Genomic DNA, 14,606 nt, shown 5'->3' with positions numbered 1-14,606 from the left:
ATTCTATTTGTTCGCTGGTACTTACCAGGTATCTCGTGCTGATTCGCCCCTGAAAGCGCTCGCGCTCGTGGTGTGGCTCTCGACCTTTCAACACTCCGACGGTAGACGCCCGATACGCGTGGTCGAGCGGGGCTGACGGCGGAAACTAACAGGATTTAAGCAAGGCCAGCACACCCGTTCGAATGCCTATGAAACTCCACGAATATCAGGCGAAGAACGTCTTCGCCGATGCCGGGGTACCGACGCCGGCATCACAACTCGCCTCCGACGTCGACGGCGTTCTCGCCGCGGCCGAGGAGATCGGGTATCCGGTCGCAGTCAAAGCGCAGGTACAGGTCGGTGGACGGGGGAAAGCCGGCGGGATCAAACTCGTATCGGACGAAGACGAGGCCCGCGAGGCGGCCGAGTCGATCATCGGGATGGATCTCAAAGGCTACCACGTCGACCGCGTTCTGGTCGAAGAGGCCGTCGACTTTACGAACGAACTCTACGTCGGCATCACGATGGACCGTGCCGAGGGCAAGCCCGTCGCGATGGTCTCGACGAAAGGCGGCGTCGACATCGAACAGGTTGCCGAAGAAGACCCCGGTGCCATCGCAACCGAGCACATCGATCCGTCGTTCGGCATGCATCCGTATCAGGCCCGTAAAGCCGTCTACGGTGCGGACGTCGACGGAACCGTCGCTCGCGACGTCTCGAGCGTTCTCATGACGCTCTACGACCTCTGGGAGAGCCGCGACGGTTCCGATGCCGAGATCAACCCGCTCATGGTCACGAGCGACGACGAAGTCGTCGCCGCCGACGCCGTGATGAACATCGACGAAGACGCCCTGTTCCGCCAGCCCGAGCTGGCCGAGATGGAAGAAGAAGCCACCGGCGGCGACGAACTCGAGCAGAAGGCGGACGAGTACGGCTTCGATTACGTCCGCCTCGAGGGTAACGTCGGGATCATCGGCAACGGTGCGGGGCTGGTGATGACGACGCTCGACCTCGTCGATTACTACGGCGGCGAGCCGGCGAACTTCCTCGACGTCGGTGGCGGAGCAAAGGCGTCCCGAATCACGAACGCGCTCGACATGGTCTTTTCCGACGACAACGTCGACAGCGTCGTCTTCAACATCTTCGGCGGCATCACCCGTGGCGACGAGGTCGCCCGGGGGATCAACGAGGCGCTCGAGCAGTTCGACGAGATTCCAAAGCCGGTCGTCGTTCGGCTGGCGGGAACGAACTGGGAAGAGGGAATGGAGATTCTGAACGAGGACCTCGTAACGGTCGAACAGACCCTCGAGGATGCAGTCGAGCGTACCGTCGAGTACGCCGCGGAGGTGAACGAACAATGAGCGTATTAGTCGACGACGACACGCGCGTCGTGGTACAGGGAATTACCGGCGGAGAGGGCAACTTCCACGCCGAACAGATGATCGAGTACGGTACCAACGTCGTCGCCGGTGCGGTTCCCGGCAAGGGTGGTCAGGAAGCCGCCGGCGTTCCGGTCTACGATACGGTCGAGGAGGCGGTCGAAGAAGAGGACGCCGATACGTCCGTCATCTTCGTTCCGCCCGCGTTCGCGGGCGACGCGATCTTCGAGGCGCTCGATACGAACCTCGATCTCGCGGTCGCGATCACCGAGGGCGTCCCGACGCAGGACATGGCGCGGGTCAACAAGCGTCTCTCGGAGACGGAGACGCGACTCGTCGGTCCGAACTGTCCCGGCCTCATCACACCCGGCGAGGCCAAACTGGGTATCCTCCCCGGAAACATCTTCTCTTCGGGGAACGTCGGTCTCGTCTCTCGGTCCGGGACGCTGACCTACCAGGTCGTCGATAACCTCACCAACCGCGGTATCGGCCAGACGACCGCCATCGGCATCGGTGGTGACCCGATCATCGGCACCGATTTCGTCGACGCTCTCGAGTTGTTCGAGAACGATCCCGAGACGGACGCGATCGCCATGTGCGGAGAGATCGGCGGCGAGGACGAAGAGGAAGCCGCCGCGTTCATCGACGAACACGTCGACACGCCGGTCGCCGGCTTCATCGCCGGTCGGACCGCCCCGCCGGGCAAGCGCATGGGTCACGCGGGTGCGATCGTCTCCGGGTCGGGGACCGGCACCGCAGAGAGCAAGATCAACGCGCTGAACGATGCCGGCGTTCCGGTCGGTGATACGCCCGAGGAAGTCGCCGATCACATCGAAGCGTTCCTCGAGTGATCGGTCGATAACCAGCTGTAGCGACGGGGTTTCACCACACGGATTTCGTATAGCGGTCGTTACTGCGGAATCGTGGTCCGCTCTCGCCAGCTCCACGTCACGGCGACGGCGAACGCGAGGACGACGGCCACGAACAGCAGCCAGTTGAGAAGCGTCGGTCCGCCGTAGGGTGACGTGGGAACGAGCACTCGAATGAGTTGCGTCAGCGTTGCGACGAGGAATACCAGTCCGAATATCGACGAAATCGCGACCCACGCTCCGCTCCGGAGCGCGTCGGTGGTTTCTCGAGCGTCGGATTCACTGCGTTCGGTCGGCTCTTCCGGCGGATCGGGCTCCGTACGATATGAATGTCCCATGGTACCAGAACACGCGCCGTTCCTATAGCTCTGATTCGCACTCTGCCTAGAGGTCAATCACGAACAGTTACGCCCACGAACGCCACTCCCGATCGATCTCAAAACGAGCTCAAAATACCCGCCCGATCGTGGCCTTAATCCAACCGATCACGCCACCCGTATCGCCGTCGGTCTCCGATACGTCGCTATCGTCTTGTGGCGAATCGACGTCGGAGCCCTCATCCATTCGTTCGTCCGTCACCTCGAGGCCCCCATCGACACGGTCGTCCATCGCCTCGGCGTCGTCGGTGTGACTCGAGTCACGGCCGTTCGATCCGGAGTCGACGTTTTCGTCGGCTATCGATTCCGGGGTGGCCGCTGTCTCGGCCTCCAGATCGACTTCGGACGTCTCACCTTGCTGTGATTTCGCGTCAGAACCAGGAGCCGTATCCGGTTCGGTCCCAGTATCCTCGGTCGACGATCCCGAATCGACCCAGAGGAACTCTTCGCCTTTGGTCCGTTCCGTGAGCAGAAGATCCGCCAGTTCGTCTTCGTCCGCGAGCAGGTCGTCGTCGATCGGTTCCGCCGGCTCGGGATCGGGTTCGTCCGCACCCGCGATGATCTCCTCCGGAGTTTCGTCCTCGAGGACGCCGTCCGCTCCGTCAGCGACGACCTCGTTTTTCAGTTGCCCGAAGACGGCTGCAGCCGTCTGATCTTCGACGCCGGTGTCGTCTTCATCGGCCGGTTCTCCCTCGTGTTCTGTGCCTGTTTCGTCCCCGTCCTCGTCCGATCGATCGACATCCGCTTCGAGAGGCTCTTCTTCGATCTCCCCGAACAGTTCGTCGGCACTCGACCCGACGTCGAACCCGCCGTCACCCGGTTTGTCGTCGATCGTACTGTCGGTCATGGACTCGCTCTGTTCTAGTACATTATCACAGATAATTAAGTTTTGGAATTTTTACTGTCACGAACGTAATCGGTTCCGGTCGGCTTCGTCACGTGGTCCTCGCGCCAATCCTTATTACTCGAGGAAACGAAGAACGGCAGTTGCCATGACCGGAATCGAGTACGACGACTTCCTCGACCTCGAGTACGAACCAGCGTCGACGGATCTGGTCTGTACGTTCACGATCGATCCAGCGACCGATATGTCGATGGAGGCGGCAGCGAGCCGAGTCGCCTCCGAATCGTCGAACGGAACCTGGGCCGCGTTACACGTCGACGAGGCCGAGTTGACCGATCTGGGTGCAGTCGCCTGCGGGATCGACGGCAGCCGGGTAACCGTTGCCTATCCCGCCGATCTGTTCGAGACGGGGAGCATGCCACAAATACTCTCGTGTATCGCCGGAAACATAATGGGGATGAAAGCCGTCGACTCGATTCGACTCGAGGACTGTACCTGGCCAGCGTCGATCGTCGACGGGTTTCCGGGGCCGCAGTTCGGAACGAGCGTCGCCAACGAGCTGCTCGACGCCGGCGAGCGTCCGGTCCTCGCGACCGTTCCCAAGCCGAAGGTCGGGCTGTCGACGTCGGCCCACGTCGACGTCGGTGAAGCCGCCTGGCGCGGCGGTATCGATCTGCTGAAAGACGACGAGAACCTCACCGATCAGGCGTTCAACCCCTTCGAGGACCGACTCGCGGAGAGTCTCGCTGCCAGAGACCGCGTCCAGGAGGACGTCGGTGAGCGAAAGGATTACCTCGTCAACGTGACGGCCGAGACCAACAAGATGTTAGAGCGCGTCGATCTGGTTGCCGAACACGGCGGCGGGTTCGTCATGATCGACGTGATCACCTGCGGTTGGTCGGCCGTCCAGACGGTTCGCGAGCGCTGTGCAGACCACGGCCTCGCGATCCACGCCCACCGCGCGATGCACGCCGCCTTCGACCGCACGGACCACCACGGCGTCTCGATGCGCGTCATCGCACAGATCGCGCGCCTCTGTGGCGTCGACCACATTCACACGGGAACCGCGGGCCTCGGCAAACTCGAGAACGAGGATACGCCCGGGATCAACGCCTGGCTCCACGGCGAGTGTCACGGTCTGCAGCCGGTCCTGCCGGTCGCCTCCGGCGGGCTCCACCCCGGCGTCGTCGACCAGTTGATCGACGCGCTCGGGACGGACATCTGTATTCAGGCCGGCGGCGGCATCCACGGCCATCCGGACGGAACGCACGCCGGCGCGAAGGCGCTCCGGCAGGCCACCGAGGCCAGCCTCGAGGGCGTCTCGCTCGAGGCCGACGCCGAAGAGCACGAGGAACTCGCGACCGCACTCGAGAAGTGGGGAGCCGAGACGCCGCGGTAGCGGGCCGCCACCGCTCGCCTCTCATCGACCACCGACTCCGGGACGCTGTTCGTCGGGCGATCTGTCGCCGGAAAGTCACAAGAATTATCCTTCCGTCAACAACTCATTCGTCTGTGGTTTACGAGACTGGAAACGAAACGATCGACGACGCGCTCGAGCGGGTGTTCGCCGGTGAACGCCTGGATCGAACCGACGGACTGGCGCTTATCGCACAGCCGGTCGAGGCGCTCGCGGAAGCCGGGTCCGTGGTTCGCGACCACTTTGGTGACGGGACGGTCGACGCCTGTTCGATCGTCAACGCGAAGGCGGGCAACTGCGCCGAGGACTGTGGCTTCTGTGCGCAGTCGGTCCACTTCGACACCGGCATCGACACCTACGAGTTCCTCGGCCCGGAGCGGGTTCTCGAGGCGGCCAAACGAGCCGAACGGGACGGTGCCCAGCGTTTCGGCATCGTCCTCGCGGAGAAAGGCGTCTCGAAGGACCGCCGCCCCGACGAGTGGGAGGAGGTCCTCGAGGCGATCAGGCTCGTCCGCGACGAGTGCGATCTCGAGGTCGACGCCTCGCTCGGCATCCTTACCCGCGAGGAAGCCGATATTCTCGCTGACACCGGGATCAACCACTACAATCACAACATCGAGACCTCTCCGCGGTACTTCCCCGAAATCGTCGACACGCACAGCTTCGAGGACCGCGTCCGAACGCTCGAGATCGCAACGGAAGCCGGCATGGAGCTCTGTGCGGGGGTAATCCTGGGCATGGGCGAGACGCCGACCGATCGCGTCCATGCAGCTATCGCCCTTCAGGAGATGGGCGTCTCGTCGCTGCCGGTGAACGTCTTGAACCCGATCGAAGGCACGCCGCTCGCGGATCGCAACGTCGAGATCACGACCGACGAAATCGTCGCGACCGTCGCCGTCTACAAACTGCTCCACCCCGAGGCGCGGGTTCGACTCACGGGTGGACGCGAGGTCAATCTGGCCCCCGACGAACAGCACCGCCCGCTCGAGGCTGGTGCGGACGGCATCCTGATCGGGGACTACCTCACGACGGACGGTCAATCACCCGCCGCGGATCTCGAGGTCGTCGATCGGGCCGGACTCGAGCCGAACCGAGCTACGAACGACTTCGACCCGGACGCGATCACCGATCGATAACGTTCCGTCTCTCGAGTCGGTAATCTCCCGGACTCGACTCCAGGCCAGATTTCCCGCGTCGACGACGAGCGTCTCATACGGTCTACTGTAAGTCGTTACCGGATCGACCGCAGGACGGCTCGCGGTCGCTCCGGTAAAAAGTCACAGCAAACCGTATCACTCTGTGACGCTCTTTCGACCGGTCAGTCGCTCGGGATCCAGTCGAAAGTCGTGAAACGGAATCTCGTCTCGCGGACGGTCGAAGACGTCGACCTTGGGGATATCGACCGCCCACATTCCCTGCACTTCGACCGACTCGTGTGGGAACTCCCCTAGCTCCTCTAACGTCCCGGTTGCGATCACGCTTCGCCAGCCGTCGTCCGTCTCGCCGTGGGTCACGAACGATACCGGATTTTCGATCACGTCGTCCTTGGTGGTCCCCTCCGGAAACGACAGGCGAAAGTAGAACGCCTGATCGTCGTCGAAATAGCCGTACGAAACCGGGAGCGAGGCCGGTGGATCCGTCGATTCCGTTCCGAAGGAGAGAACGCCAGTTCCGCCGGTCCCCAGAAACGCCGTACGTTCCCGATCGGTCAACTGAACCCAGCGTAATCCGTCCATGGGCGGTGCTACCACGTGTAGCACAAAAATCCTCACCAGGATTTGCCTACGGGTCTCGTTCCGGTCGACCTGTCGGGAAACCGACCGTCGTTCGCGCTGATCGGTCGATTTGTGGGGGCGGTCGGTCGACTCGAGAGACGGTCGATCCCTCGGTGGTGCGTCACTGGGCAGCGATCAGTATTTAGGGCGTTCTCGAGTAGCCACGCACATGTTCTCCGGGACCGGGTTTTCCGTGCTCGTCCTGGCGGCGGGTGTCGTTGCGCTGTACGTCGGTGCCGAGTTACTCGTTGCCGGTGCCGGACGCCTCGCGTTCGGGATTGGGCTCCGTGCTGCGACCGTCGGCGTGACGGTGATCGCGTTCGTGACGACCGCTCCCGAACTCTTCGTCGCGCTCATCGGGGCCCTCGACGTCTCGACCGACATCGGCCTGGGAGCCGTCCTCGGGTCGAACGTCGCGAACATCGGGCTCGTCCTCGGCGTCGCGGCCCTCATCAAGCCGCTGACGGTCAGTGAGACGGTCATGCGTCGCCACGTTCCGTTCATGGTTTTTGCGGCTCTATTGCTCGCCGTCCTCGGCGCTGACGGGACGATCGGTCGTCTCGAGGGAGCGATCTTTCTTTCCGTTCTCGCCGGGTTCACCGGGTACTTGCTCTATTACGTCGGTGCGGATCCCGCGTCGGTCGTGGACGAACCTGACGCAGGCGAGGGTATCCGACGTCGGGATATCGCTCTCGTCCTCGGCGGATTGGTCGCGCTGGTCGTCGGCTCGCGGTGGTTAGTCGGCGGCGGGACCGAACTGCTCTCGATGCTTGGTTTTTCGGATCTCTTCATCGGCCTCACCGTGTTGGCTCTCGGGACGTCCCTCCCCGAGCTGGCAGCGTCAGTCGTCGGGGCCGTTCGCGGCGAAACCGGATTCGCGATCGGCAACGTGGTCGGATCGAACATCTACAACGTTCTCGCAGTCCTCGGGGTCGTCGCACTCATCACGCCCATCTCCGTCGCCTCGGAGACGCTCCGATTCGAGATCCCCGCGCTGATACTGTTCACCGTCGTTCTGGTCGGACTGATGGGATACGATCGTCGCCTCTCGAGGCTCGACGGCGGCGCGCTCGTCATTGGGTACTGCGTCTTCGTGTATCTCCTCTTCCCGTAAGCGAAATCCGGCGACTTAACCGCATCCGGTGCCGGAAGAACGGTATGAGCGACCTCGCGATCGTCGAGAGCCGCGCCGACCGGGCGTCGGTCCACATCTGCGACGAGCTTCGCGACCTCGTCGACTGGACCGAGCGTACCGACGACGGACGACCGGACGCCGACGGCGGCGGCACCTACTACCGAACCGATCGGATGGAACTCCGCTCGTTCGACGACTTTCATCTCGACCTCGAGCGACCGGATTCGGCGTTCGAGTGCGATCCGGATCTGCTGGCGTTCGCCTCGCGACACTCGGGCGACACCGGTGCGCTCCTGACCGGCCATTTCACGGGGAACTTCGGTCCCGCCGAGTTCGGCGGCGATACCAACGCCGTCGCCACCGCGTGTCCGAACGCGCTCGTCCGGTTGCTCGAGACGTTCGACGAGCACGCACCGGACGGCTACGACGTGGGAATGGAGTGTACCCACCACGGGCCGACCGACGTCGGCTGCCCGTCGCTCTTTGCGGAACTCGGCAGCGGCGACGAACAGTGGGACGATCCCGCCGGCTCGCGGGCAGTCGCCCGCGCGATTCTGAAACTTCGAGGCGTCGCTCCACACCGGGGCCGTCAGGTCGTCGGCTTCGGAGGTAACCACTACGCACCCCGGTTCGAACGAATCGTCCGCGAGACGCCATGGGCGGTGGGACATGTCGCAGCCGACTGGGCGCTCGAGGCGATGGATCACCCCCGCACCCACGAGGATCTCATCGAAGCCGCGTTCGAAGCTAGCAACGCCGAATTCGCCCTGCTCGACGGGGAGTGGCCAGTTCTCGAGACGACGCTCGAAAAACTCGGATACGACGTGGTCAGCGAAACGTGGCTGCGCGAGGTCGGTGACCGTCCGCTGACACTGGTCGCGACGGTCGAAACCGATCTGGGAACGATCGATAGCGGCGTTCGCTTCGGTGTGCGGCGCGAGACGCCGGTCGTCGTGATCGACTTGCCGACCGAACTCGTCGAGGCGGCCGAAGGGATCGATCCCGACGAGGTTCGCGGGGTTATAGAGCGTAACAGCATCGCGTTCACGACCGACAATGGCGGCAGTCGAATCGGTGACCGAGCGGCGGTTCCCGGGACCGGTTCTCGAGATGATGTCACAAACACCGATGACGCGGTCGACGACGGCCGCGGTGACGACCGCACTCCGCGCGTGGCGATCGTCGAGGAACTCGCGGCGGTTCTCGAGGAGAAATACGAGTCGGTGGCGATCACCGGCGACGCTGTCGTTGTCGAAAGACGGGCCTTCGATCCCGGTCTGGCTCGAGAAGCGGGCGTTCCGGAAGGACCGAAGTTCGGCACGCTGGCCGATGGTGAGTCGGTTACCGTCGACGGTGATACTATCGAACCCGAACGCGTGTGGGTTCGACGAACGCGAACGTTCGCTATATGAGATGTTGTATCTCGAATAGTAGTACAATACTACTGGTGTACGAGAACCGTTCTGCTTTTTATTAAAATTCGACAAGTAATACAACCATAACGTGTCAGACGATTGGCTGACGCACAGGGGAAAGGTAATTATGCTCCGCCCGTTAGGTGATCGCAAGAATGGATTCACTCATCGACGATGCCATCGACGAGGCCGAAGACGGGGACCCATCGACAGTTCCCGACGAGGCTCAGTCGGCGGACGGCGCTTCGTCCGGGAGCAGTCGGGAAACGGGAACGATGACCGACGACGAACTCGAAGACGTTCTGCAGGACCTCCAGACCGATATCACCGTCGTCGGCTGTGGCGGTGCCGGTGGAAACACCATCGATCGAATGCACGAGGAAGGCATTCACGGCGCGAAACTCGTCGCCGCCAACACCGACGTCCAGCACCTCGTGGAGATCGAAGCCGACACGAAAATCCTGATGGGCGAGGAAAAAACCGGCGGTCGCGGTGCCGGATCGCTCCCGCAGGTCGGAGAGGAAGCCGCCCTCGAGAGCCAACAGGACATCTACGATGCGATCGACGGCTCGGACATGGTCTTCGTCACGGCGGGACTCGGCGGCGGAACCGGAACGGGCTCTGCTCCGGTCGTCGCAAAGGCGGCCCGCGAAGCCGGCGCGCTGACGATCTCGATCGTCACGACGCCCTTTACCGCGGAAGGCGAGGTCCGTCGGACGAACGCCGAGGCGGGTCTCGAGCGTCTTCGCGACGTCTCGGACACCGTGATCGTCGTCCCCAATGACCGGCTGCTCGACTCCGTCGGCAAGCTTCCCGTCCGGCAGGCGTTCAAGGTCTCGGACGAGGTCCTGATGCGTTCGGTCAAAGGCATCACCGAACTCATCACCAAACCCGGCCTCGTCAACCTCGACTTCGCAGACGTTCGAACCGTAATGGAACGCGGCGGCGTCGCCATGATCGGCCTCGGTGAGTCCGACTCCGAAGCGAAAGCCGAAGACTCCGTCAAAACCGCGCTCCGTTCGCCGTTACTCGACGTCGATATCTCCGGTGCGAGTTCCGCCCTCGTCAACGTCACCGGCGGAAACGACATGTCGATCGAGGAAGCAGAGGGCGTCGTCGAAGAGATCTACGATCGGATCGATCCCGACGCGCGCATCATCTGGGGAACCTCCATCGACGAGACGCTCGAGGGCAGCATGCGAACGATGATCGTCGTCACCGGCGTCCAGTCTCCTCAGATCTACGGCCGTCCCGAGGGCGATGCCGTCCAGCCCGAGATGGAAGACGACATCGACTTCGTCGACTAAGCGGCGATCTATTTAGCAGTGGATTCTCACTTTCAACATTTCAGAGATAACTTAACGTGGTCGAAAAACCCTCTCGTTTCGTCACGGATTGTCGCCGGTTTCATACGGTCTACTGTAAGTCGTTACCGGAGCGACCGCAGGACTGCTCGCGGTCGCTCCGGTAAAAAGTCACAGCAAACCGTATCAGTCGTCGGCAGCCGCTGTCTCCCCGCCCGTCGTCTCGAGGTCGCCCTCGATGCTCGGCGGGTAGACTCCCCGTTCGAGTTTGAGATCCGACTGCGGCCGGGCCATGCAGGTCAGGGCGTAGTGTTCCGCTTCGTCCTCCGTAAACGCCCGTGCGGCGGGTTGGGTGACTTCACCCTCGAGGATTTCGGCGGAGCACGCCAGACACATCCCGACCCGACAGGAGTACTCCTGGGCGATGCCCTCCTCGAGACACCGACTGAGGACCGTCTCGGTTTCCGAACACGTTATCGTCTCACCTGTCCCGACGAACTCGACCGTGTACTCTGTCATGCATGTCGCTACGGACGACCCGACTAAAACTCTTTATTCCACTTTTGTCCTGCTCGATAGGACGAAAGTCACGAGTCGGGTGGTGTAGCTGATCACGGATTGCCTCGCGGTCGGTTCAGGCGAACGGTCGAATCGACCATAAAACGTTTTCTTACCGGGGTAGAGATACTGTGGGTATGAGTACACTGGAACAGTCGGGAACAGCCACGTCATCCGGCACTCGAGGGGTTGACGTCGCCGTCGTCGGTGCTGGAACTGCCGGATGCTACGCTGGCGCAACTGTCGCATCCGAGGGCTACGACGTCGTTATCCTCGAGCGAAAATCCGAGGAAGAAGCGGGTCACATCGCCTGTGGGGACGCGTTGAAAGGTGCAAACGCCTTTCCCGATTCGATCCCCAAATCGCAGATCGAATCCGCGTTCACCAACACCGGCGTCGATCACGGTCGGTTCGAGATCCCCCAGGAAGACACCGTTCTGGAGATTCCGGTTCCGGGCGAACTGGCGGTCATCGACCGCTGGGAGTACGGTCGTCGGATCATCGAGGGTGCTATCGACGCCGGTGCGGAGCTTCACTACGACACGGTCGTCCAGGACGTCACCCAGACGGACGACGGCCGCGTCACCGGCGTCGAGGCGATCCGAAAAGGGGAACCGCTGACCTACGAAGCGGACGTCGTCATCGACGCCGCGGGGTCGCTCTCGGTCCTCCAGGACCACGTCGATTTCTCCGGTTCGACGTTCGATACGAACGTCGACTACTCGCACTTCTGTTCGGCCTATCGCGAGATCGTCCACGTCGAAGAGCCGGTCGACTGGCACGACGCTCTCGTGTTCAAGCCGACCGAACGCGCGGCGGGCTATCTCTGGTATTTCCCGCGGACTGAAACGGAGATCAATGCCGGACTGGGCTTTCAGATGACCGAAGAGCCGATGAAACTCGTCGACGACTTGAAACGCGACCTCGAGAACCGACCCGAGTTCGAGGGTGCCGAGGTCGACGACAAACTCGGCGCTGCGCTTCCCACGCGACGGCCCTACGACTCCGCCGTTCATCCGGGCTACATGGCCGTTGGCGACGCCGCGGGTCACGTCAACCCAACCACGGGCGGTGGTATCGCCGGAGCGGCGTACGCCGGACAGTACGCCGCCGAACAGGCTATCGAGGGAGTAGCGACCGGCGCGTTCGACGAGGACGTCTTCTGGCGGTACAACGAGCGCGTCATGGATCACTTCGGCGCTCGCTATGCGGCACTCGACGTCTACAACATCCTCTCGACGGCGGTCGACGTGGACGATTTGATGGGGTTGCTCGCGGCGATGCCCGGCGACAAGCTCGCCGAGGCGCTCTACTCGGGAAGTACGGATATCGGGTTGAAACTCAAACTCGAGGCGCTGCTCAAAAGCCGCGGCCACTGGGGAACGATCTGGAACCTCTATCAGACCAAACGGCGGGCCGACGACCTGCTCGAGCACTACGAGTCGTATCCCTCGAGTCCAGACGGCTTCGCGGCGTGGCAGGCGCGCCGCGACGAGCTGATGGAGGCCGTCTACGAGACGACGGGAGCCGATCCGAAGTACTAAAACCGACCTTTTGCGCTGCGGTCTGTCGCGAGCGAGGTGTTCGTACACCTCGCTCCCGCCGTCCCTCGGCAAAATGTCGATCAAAAGCACTCCTCTTTCGTTCCGGTTCGCTTCGCGTCCCTCCACATCAGTCGTCGGCCCGCTCGCTCCCGACGGTCGCTCGCGGAGAGTATCGGCTGAACCCCTGCCCTTCCTGCCCTTCCCCGGGTCGCGGAACCTCGCGGCGCTCGGTCCCGCTCTCGGCCGGATCTTACACTCGAGCGCGCAGCCGTTCGATGCGCGTTTCGGTCGGCGGGTGCGTTCCGAAGAGTTTGCGGGCGACGAACCAGCGGGTGCGGTCGAAAAATCGGTGTTCGTCCCACGGCGACGGGACGATGGCGAAGGCGGAGGCCGTGTCCCGCTCGCGGAGGTCCGTCGTCGGACGACGCTCGAGGTCGTCGTCGAGCCTCTCGAGCGCACTGGCCAGGGCGGCCGGATCGCCGGTGATCGCGGCCGCGCCGTCGTCGGCTGCGTACTCTCGTCCGCGGGAGACGAAGGCGACGTACCAGCGACTCGCAATCTGGACCACCGTCGCGAGCGGTTCGACGACGGGATTGTAGCCGTACCGGCTTCGAGAGAGCTGTGCGACGGCACCGGGTGCCGACAACGCGGTGAGCACCGCGGCGTCTCGGTTTTTGAGGTGGGCGAGTTCGTGGGCGACGACTGCCTCGAGTTCGCGCGCTTCGAGCGTCTCGATCAATCCTCGTGAGAGGACGAGCGTCGACGCGGCCGGCCGGTAGCCCACCGTCAGCGCTATCGCCGGTTCGCGATCGAGGATCCGAATCTCGGGGGTCGGCAGATCGGCCTGACCGGCGAGTCGGGTCACGATCGACTCCAGGGACGCACGAGTCGGGTCGGCATCGGTCGCGAGCGTCTCGAGGTCGAATCGATCCTCGAGATCCCGGAGAACGGCGGTGTCGCCGCCGAACTCCGCGCGGATCGCGCCGCCGGCGTGGACGCCGACGAGTGTGACGGCGGTCGCGGCGGCCAGCGAGGCGGCGAGCGACTCGGTCGGGATGCGGGTCGCCGCCCAGTAGCTTGCGCCCACCACGGCGAGTACGCCGCTCGTCGCGATGATCGTCGTTCGCGGGCCGCTACCCCGGTCGAGTCGGGCGCGAATTCGGTCGACGCCGTCCGTAACGCCGTAGACCTCGTCGGGGTCGACGGGCGTCTCCTCGGCGCTTTCTGCGGCTCGGCGTTCGACGGCGTCTCGAACCCGATCGACGTGGTCGGGTGCCAGAACCGAGCCGAGGACGAGCCAGCCGAGCGCCACGACGACGAGCAGGGCGAACCCGGACCAAAACGCCACGCTAAGGTAGCCGACGGCGAAGACGACGAGAACGAGCCAGTTGCCCCCTGTCGTTCGCTCGTCGTCCACGCCGTCTTTCGAGCGAAGCCACTCGTGGGCGGCCCAGGCGTAGCCGACCGTCAACAGGTAGAAGAGACCGACTAAGATCAGGAGTGCGAACGCCGGCTCCGGTAGTGCCGCACGCAGGAACGGCAAGGCAGCCAGGGCGATCAACAGCGACGAGAGTAACAGCACGTACGAGGCGAGTTCGACGGTTCCCTGTGCGAGCGCACCCGCCGGTGAGCCGCGCTCGCGGGCGGTGCGAACGGTTCGCAACGACAGCTCGACGGCGGTCAGACAGACGATCACGACCGCGATCACGACCGCCGCTGCGAGCGGTTCGTCGACCAGACCGGAGTGGAACGGCGCCGTCGGTGACGAAAGCGCAGCCACACCGTAGCGAATCGCCGCGTAGACGGGGGCGGCGACGAGCAGGAGGGCTGCGCCGGCAACGGCACTCGAGAGGGCGAGACAGCAGCCGGCGGCGACGACCGTACGGACGAGGAGACCGACGCGGGTGCGAACCGACGTCACGGTGAACCCACCTCGAGTCGCAGTCGATCGCCTGTGGTGGAGGGAAGTGTCGGGGAACACATCTCGTTCGAACGATTCATCTCGAGTGG

At 63.5% G+C, this 14,606-nt stretch carries 12 protein-coding genes and 1 pseudogene; 8 read left to right on the top strand and 5 right to left on the bottom strand.

Annotated elements, in window-relative coordinates:
• Nucleotides 1-188 precede the first annotated feature (188 nt).
• Nucleotides 189-1,340 (top strand): ADP-forming succinate--CoA ligase subunit beta, encoded by a 1,152-nt coding sequence (sucC, locus tag EA462_RS05780; protein WP_124177614.1) that lies wholly within the window; start codon nucleotides 189-191, stop codon nucleotides 1,338-1,340.
• Nucleotides 1,337-2,209, top strand: coding sequence for a succinate--CoA ligase subunit alpha (gene sucD / locus EA462_RS05775; RefSeq protein WP_124177613.1), 873 nt, complete (start codon nucleotides 1,337-1,339; stop codon nucleotides 2,207-2,209). Before sucC ends, sucD begins: the two co-directional genes overlap by 4 nt.
• Nucleotides 2,210-2,268: 59 nt before the next feature.
• Here the strand turns inward: sucD and EA462_RS05770 are convergent, their stop codons facing one another.
• A complete protein-coding gene (locus EA462_RS05770) occupies nucleotides 2,269-2,565 on the bottom strand; it encodes a hypothetical protein (protein ID WP_124177612.1) in 297 nt (98 codons plus the stop codon).
• 109 nt (nucleotides 2,566-2,674) lie between these two features.
• Nucleotides 2,675-3,451, bottom strand: a complete 777-nt coding sequence (locus EA462_RS05765; RefSeq protein ID WP_124177611.1) for a hypothetical protein — start codon at nucleotides 3,449-3,451, stop codon at nucleotides 2,675-2,677.
• A 145-nt stretch (nucleotides 3,452-3,596) separates the two neighbouring features.
• On the opposite strand from EA462_RS05765, the gene rbcL reads away from it, so the two are divergent.
• Nucleotides 3,597-4,847 carry a type III ribulose-bisphosphate carboxylase gene (gene rbcL, locus EA462_RS05760; RefSeq protein WP_124177610.1) on the top strand — a complete coding sequence of 417 codons (1,251 nt, stop codon included), beginning with the start codon at nucleotides 3,597-3,599 and terminating at the stop codon, nucleotides 4,845-4,847.
• A gap of 113 nt (nucleotides 4,848-4,960) precedes the next feature.
• Nucleotides 4,961-5,998 (top strand): annotated as a pseudogene (gene bioB, locus EA462_RS05755) (biotin synthase BioB); the annotation flags it as partial.
• A gap of 159 nt (nucleotides 5,999-6,157) precedes the next feature.
• On the opposite strand, the gene EA462_RS05750 reads toward bioB, so the two are convergent.
• A complete protein-coding gene (locus EA462_RS05750) occupies nucleotides 6,158-6,601 on the bottom strand; it encodes a pyridoxamine 5'-phosphate oxidase family protein (RefSeq protein WP_124177608.1) in 444 nt (147 codons plus the stop codon).
• 208 nt (nucleotides 6,602-6,809) lie between these two features.
• Between EA462_RS05750 and EA462_RS05745 the strand changes: the two genes are divergently transcribed.
• From EA462_RS05745 to ftsZ, 3 genes are all read left to right on the top strand, one after another.
• A complete protein-coding gene (locus tag EA462_RS05745; RefSeq protein ID WP_124177607.1) occupies nucleotides 6,810-7,754 on the top strand; it encodes a calcium/sodium antiporter in 945 nt (314 codons plus the stop codon).
• Between the two features lie 44 nt (nucleotides 7,755-7,798).
• A complete protein-coding gene (locus tag EA462_RS05740; protein ID WP_124177606.1) occupies nucleotides 7,799-9,187 on the top strand; it encodes a D-aminoacyl-tRNA deacylase in 1,389 nt (462 codons plus the stop codon).
• 158 nt (nucleotides 9,188-9,345) lie between these two features.
• On the top strand, nucleotides 9,346-10,497 hold the full coding sequence (gene ftsZ, locus EA462_RS05735; protein WP_124177605.1) for a cell division protein FtsZ: 1,152 nt from the start codon (nucleotides 9,346-9,348) through the stop codon (nucleotides 10,495-10,497).
• Between the two features lie 183 nt (nucleotides 10,498-10,680).
• On the opposite strand, the gene EA462_RS05730 is transcribed toward ftsZ, so the two are convergent.
• Nucleotides 10,681-11,013 (bottom strand): 2Fe-2S iron-sulfur cluster-binding protein, encoded by a 333-nt coding sequence (locus tag EA462_RS05730; protein WP_124177604.1) that lies wholly within the window; start codon nucleotides 11,011-11,013, stop codon nucleotides 10,681-10,683.
• A 176-nt stretch (nucleotides 11,014-11,189) separates the two neighbouring features.
• Here EA462_RS05730 and EA462_RS05725 point away from each other — a divergent pair, with 176 nt between their 5' ends.
• On the top strand, nucleotides 11,190-12,596 hold the full coding sequence (locus tag EA462_RS05725) for a geranylgeranyl reductase family protein (protein ID WP_124177603.1): 1,407 nt from the start codon (nucleotides 11,190-11,192) through the stop codon (nucleotides 12,594-12,596).
• Nucleotides 12,597-12,846: 250 nt separating this feature from the next.
• Here the strand turns inward: EA462_RS05725 and EA462_RS05720 are convergent, their stop codons facing one another.
• Nucleotides 12,847-14,517: a M48 family metallopeptidase gene (locus EA462_RS05720; RefSeq protein WP_124177602.1), complete on the bottom strand. Its 1,671-nt coding sequence runs from the start codon at nucleotides 14,515-14,517 to the stop codon at nucleotides 12,847-12,849.
• Nucleotides 14,518-14,606 lie beyond the last annotated feature (89 nt).

The organism is Natrarchaeobius halalkaliphilus (assembly GCF_003841485.1).
GTDB classification, from domain to species: Archaea; Halobacteriota; Halobacteria; order Halobacteriales; family Natrialbaceae; genus Natrarchaeobius; species Natrarchaeobius halalkaliphilus.
Note: the sequence above shows the minus strand (reverse complement) of the source record. Positions and strands in the feature narration are given on the sequence as shown.

Coding starts and splice junctions, on each gene's coding strand:
- sucC (WP_124177614.1), top strand. CDS start 189: ATGAAACTCCACGAATATCAGGCGAAGAACGTCTTCGCCGATGCCGGG.
- sucD (WP_124177613.1), top strand. CDS start 1,337: ATGAGCGTATTAGTCGACGACGACACGCGCGTCGTGGTACAGGGAATT.
- EA462_RS05770 (WP_124177612.1), bottom strand. CDS start 2,565: ATGGGACATTCATATCGTACGGAGCCCGATCCGCCGGAAGAGCCGACC.
- EA462_RS05765 (WP_124177611.1), bottom strand. CDS start 3,451: ATGACCGACAGTACGATCGACGACAAACCGGGTGACGGCGGGTTCGAC.
- rbcL (WP_124177610.1), top strand. CDS start 3,597: ATGACCGGAATCGAGTACGACGACTTCCTCGACCTCGAGTACGAACCA.
- EA462_RS05750 (WP_124177608.1), bottom strand. CDS start 6,601: ATGGACGGATTACGCTGGGTTCAGTTGACCGATCGGGAACGTACGGCG.
- EA462_RS05745 (WP_124177607.1), top strand. CDS start 6,810: ATGTTCTCCGGGACCGGGTTTTCCGTGCTCGTCCTGGCGGCGGGTGTC.
- EA462_RS05740 (WP_124177606.1), top strand. CDS start 7,799: ATGAGCGACCTCGCGATCGTCGAGAGCCGCGCCGACCGGGCGTCGGTC.
- ftsZ (WP_124177605.1), top strand. CDS start 9,346: ATGGATTCACTCATCGACGATGCCATCGACGAGGCCGAAGACGGGGAC.
- EA462_RS05730 (WP_124177604.1), bottom strand. CDS start 11,013: ATGACAGAGTACACGGTCGAGTTCGTCGGGACAGGTGAGACGATAACG.
- EA462_RS05725 (WP_124177603.1), top strand. CDS start 11,190: ATGAGTACACTGGAACAGTCGGGAACAGCCACGTCATCCGGCACTCGA.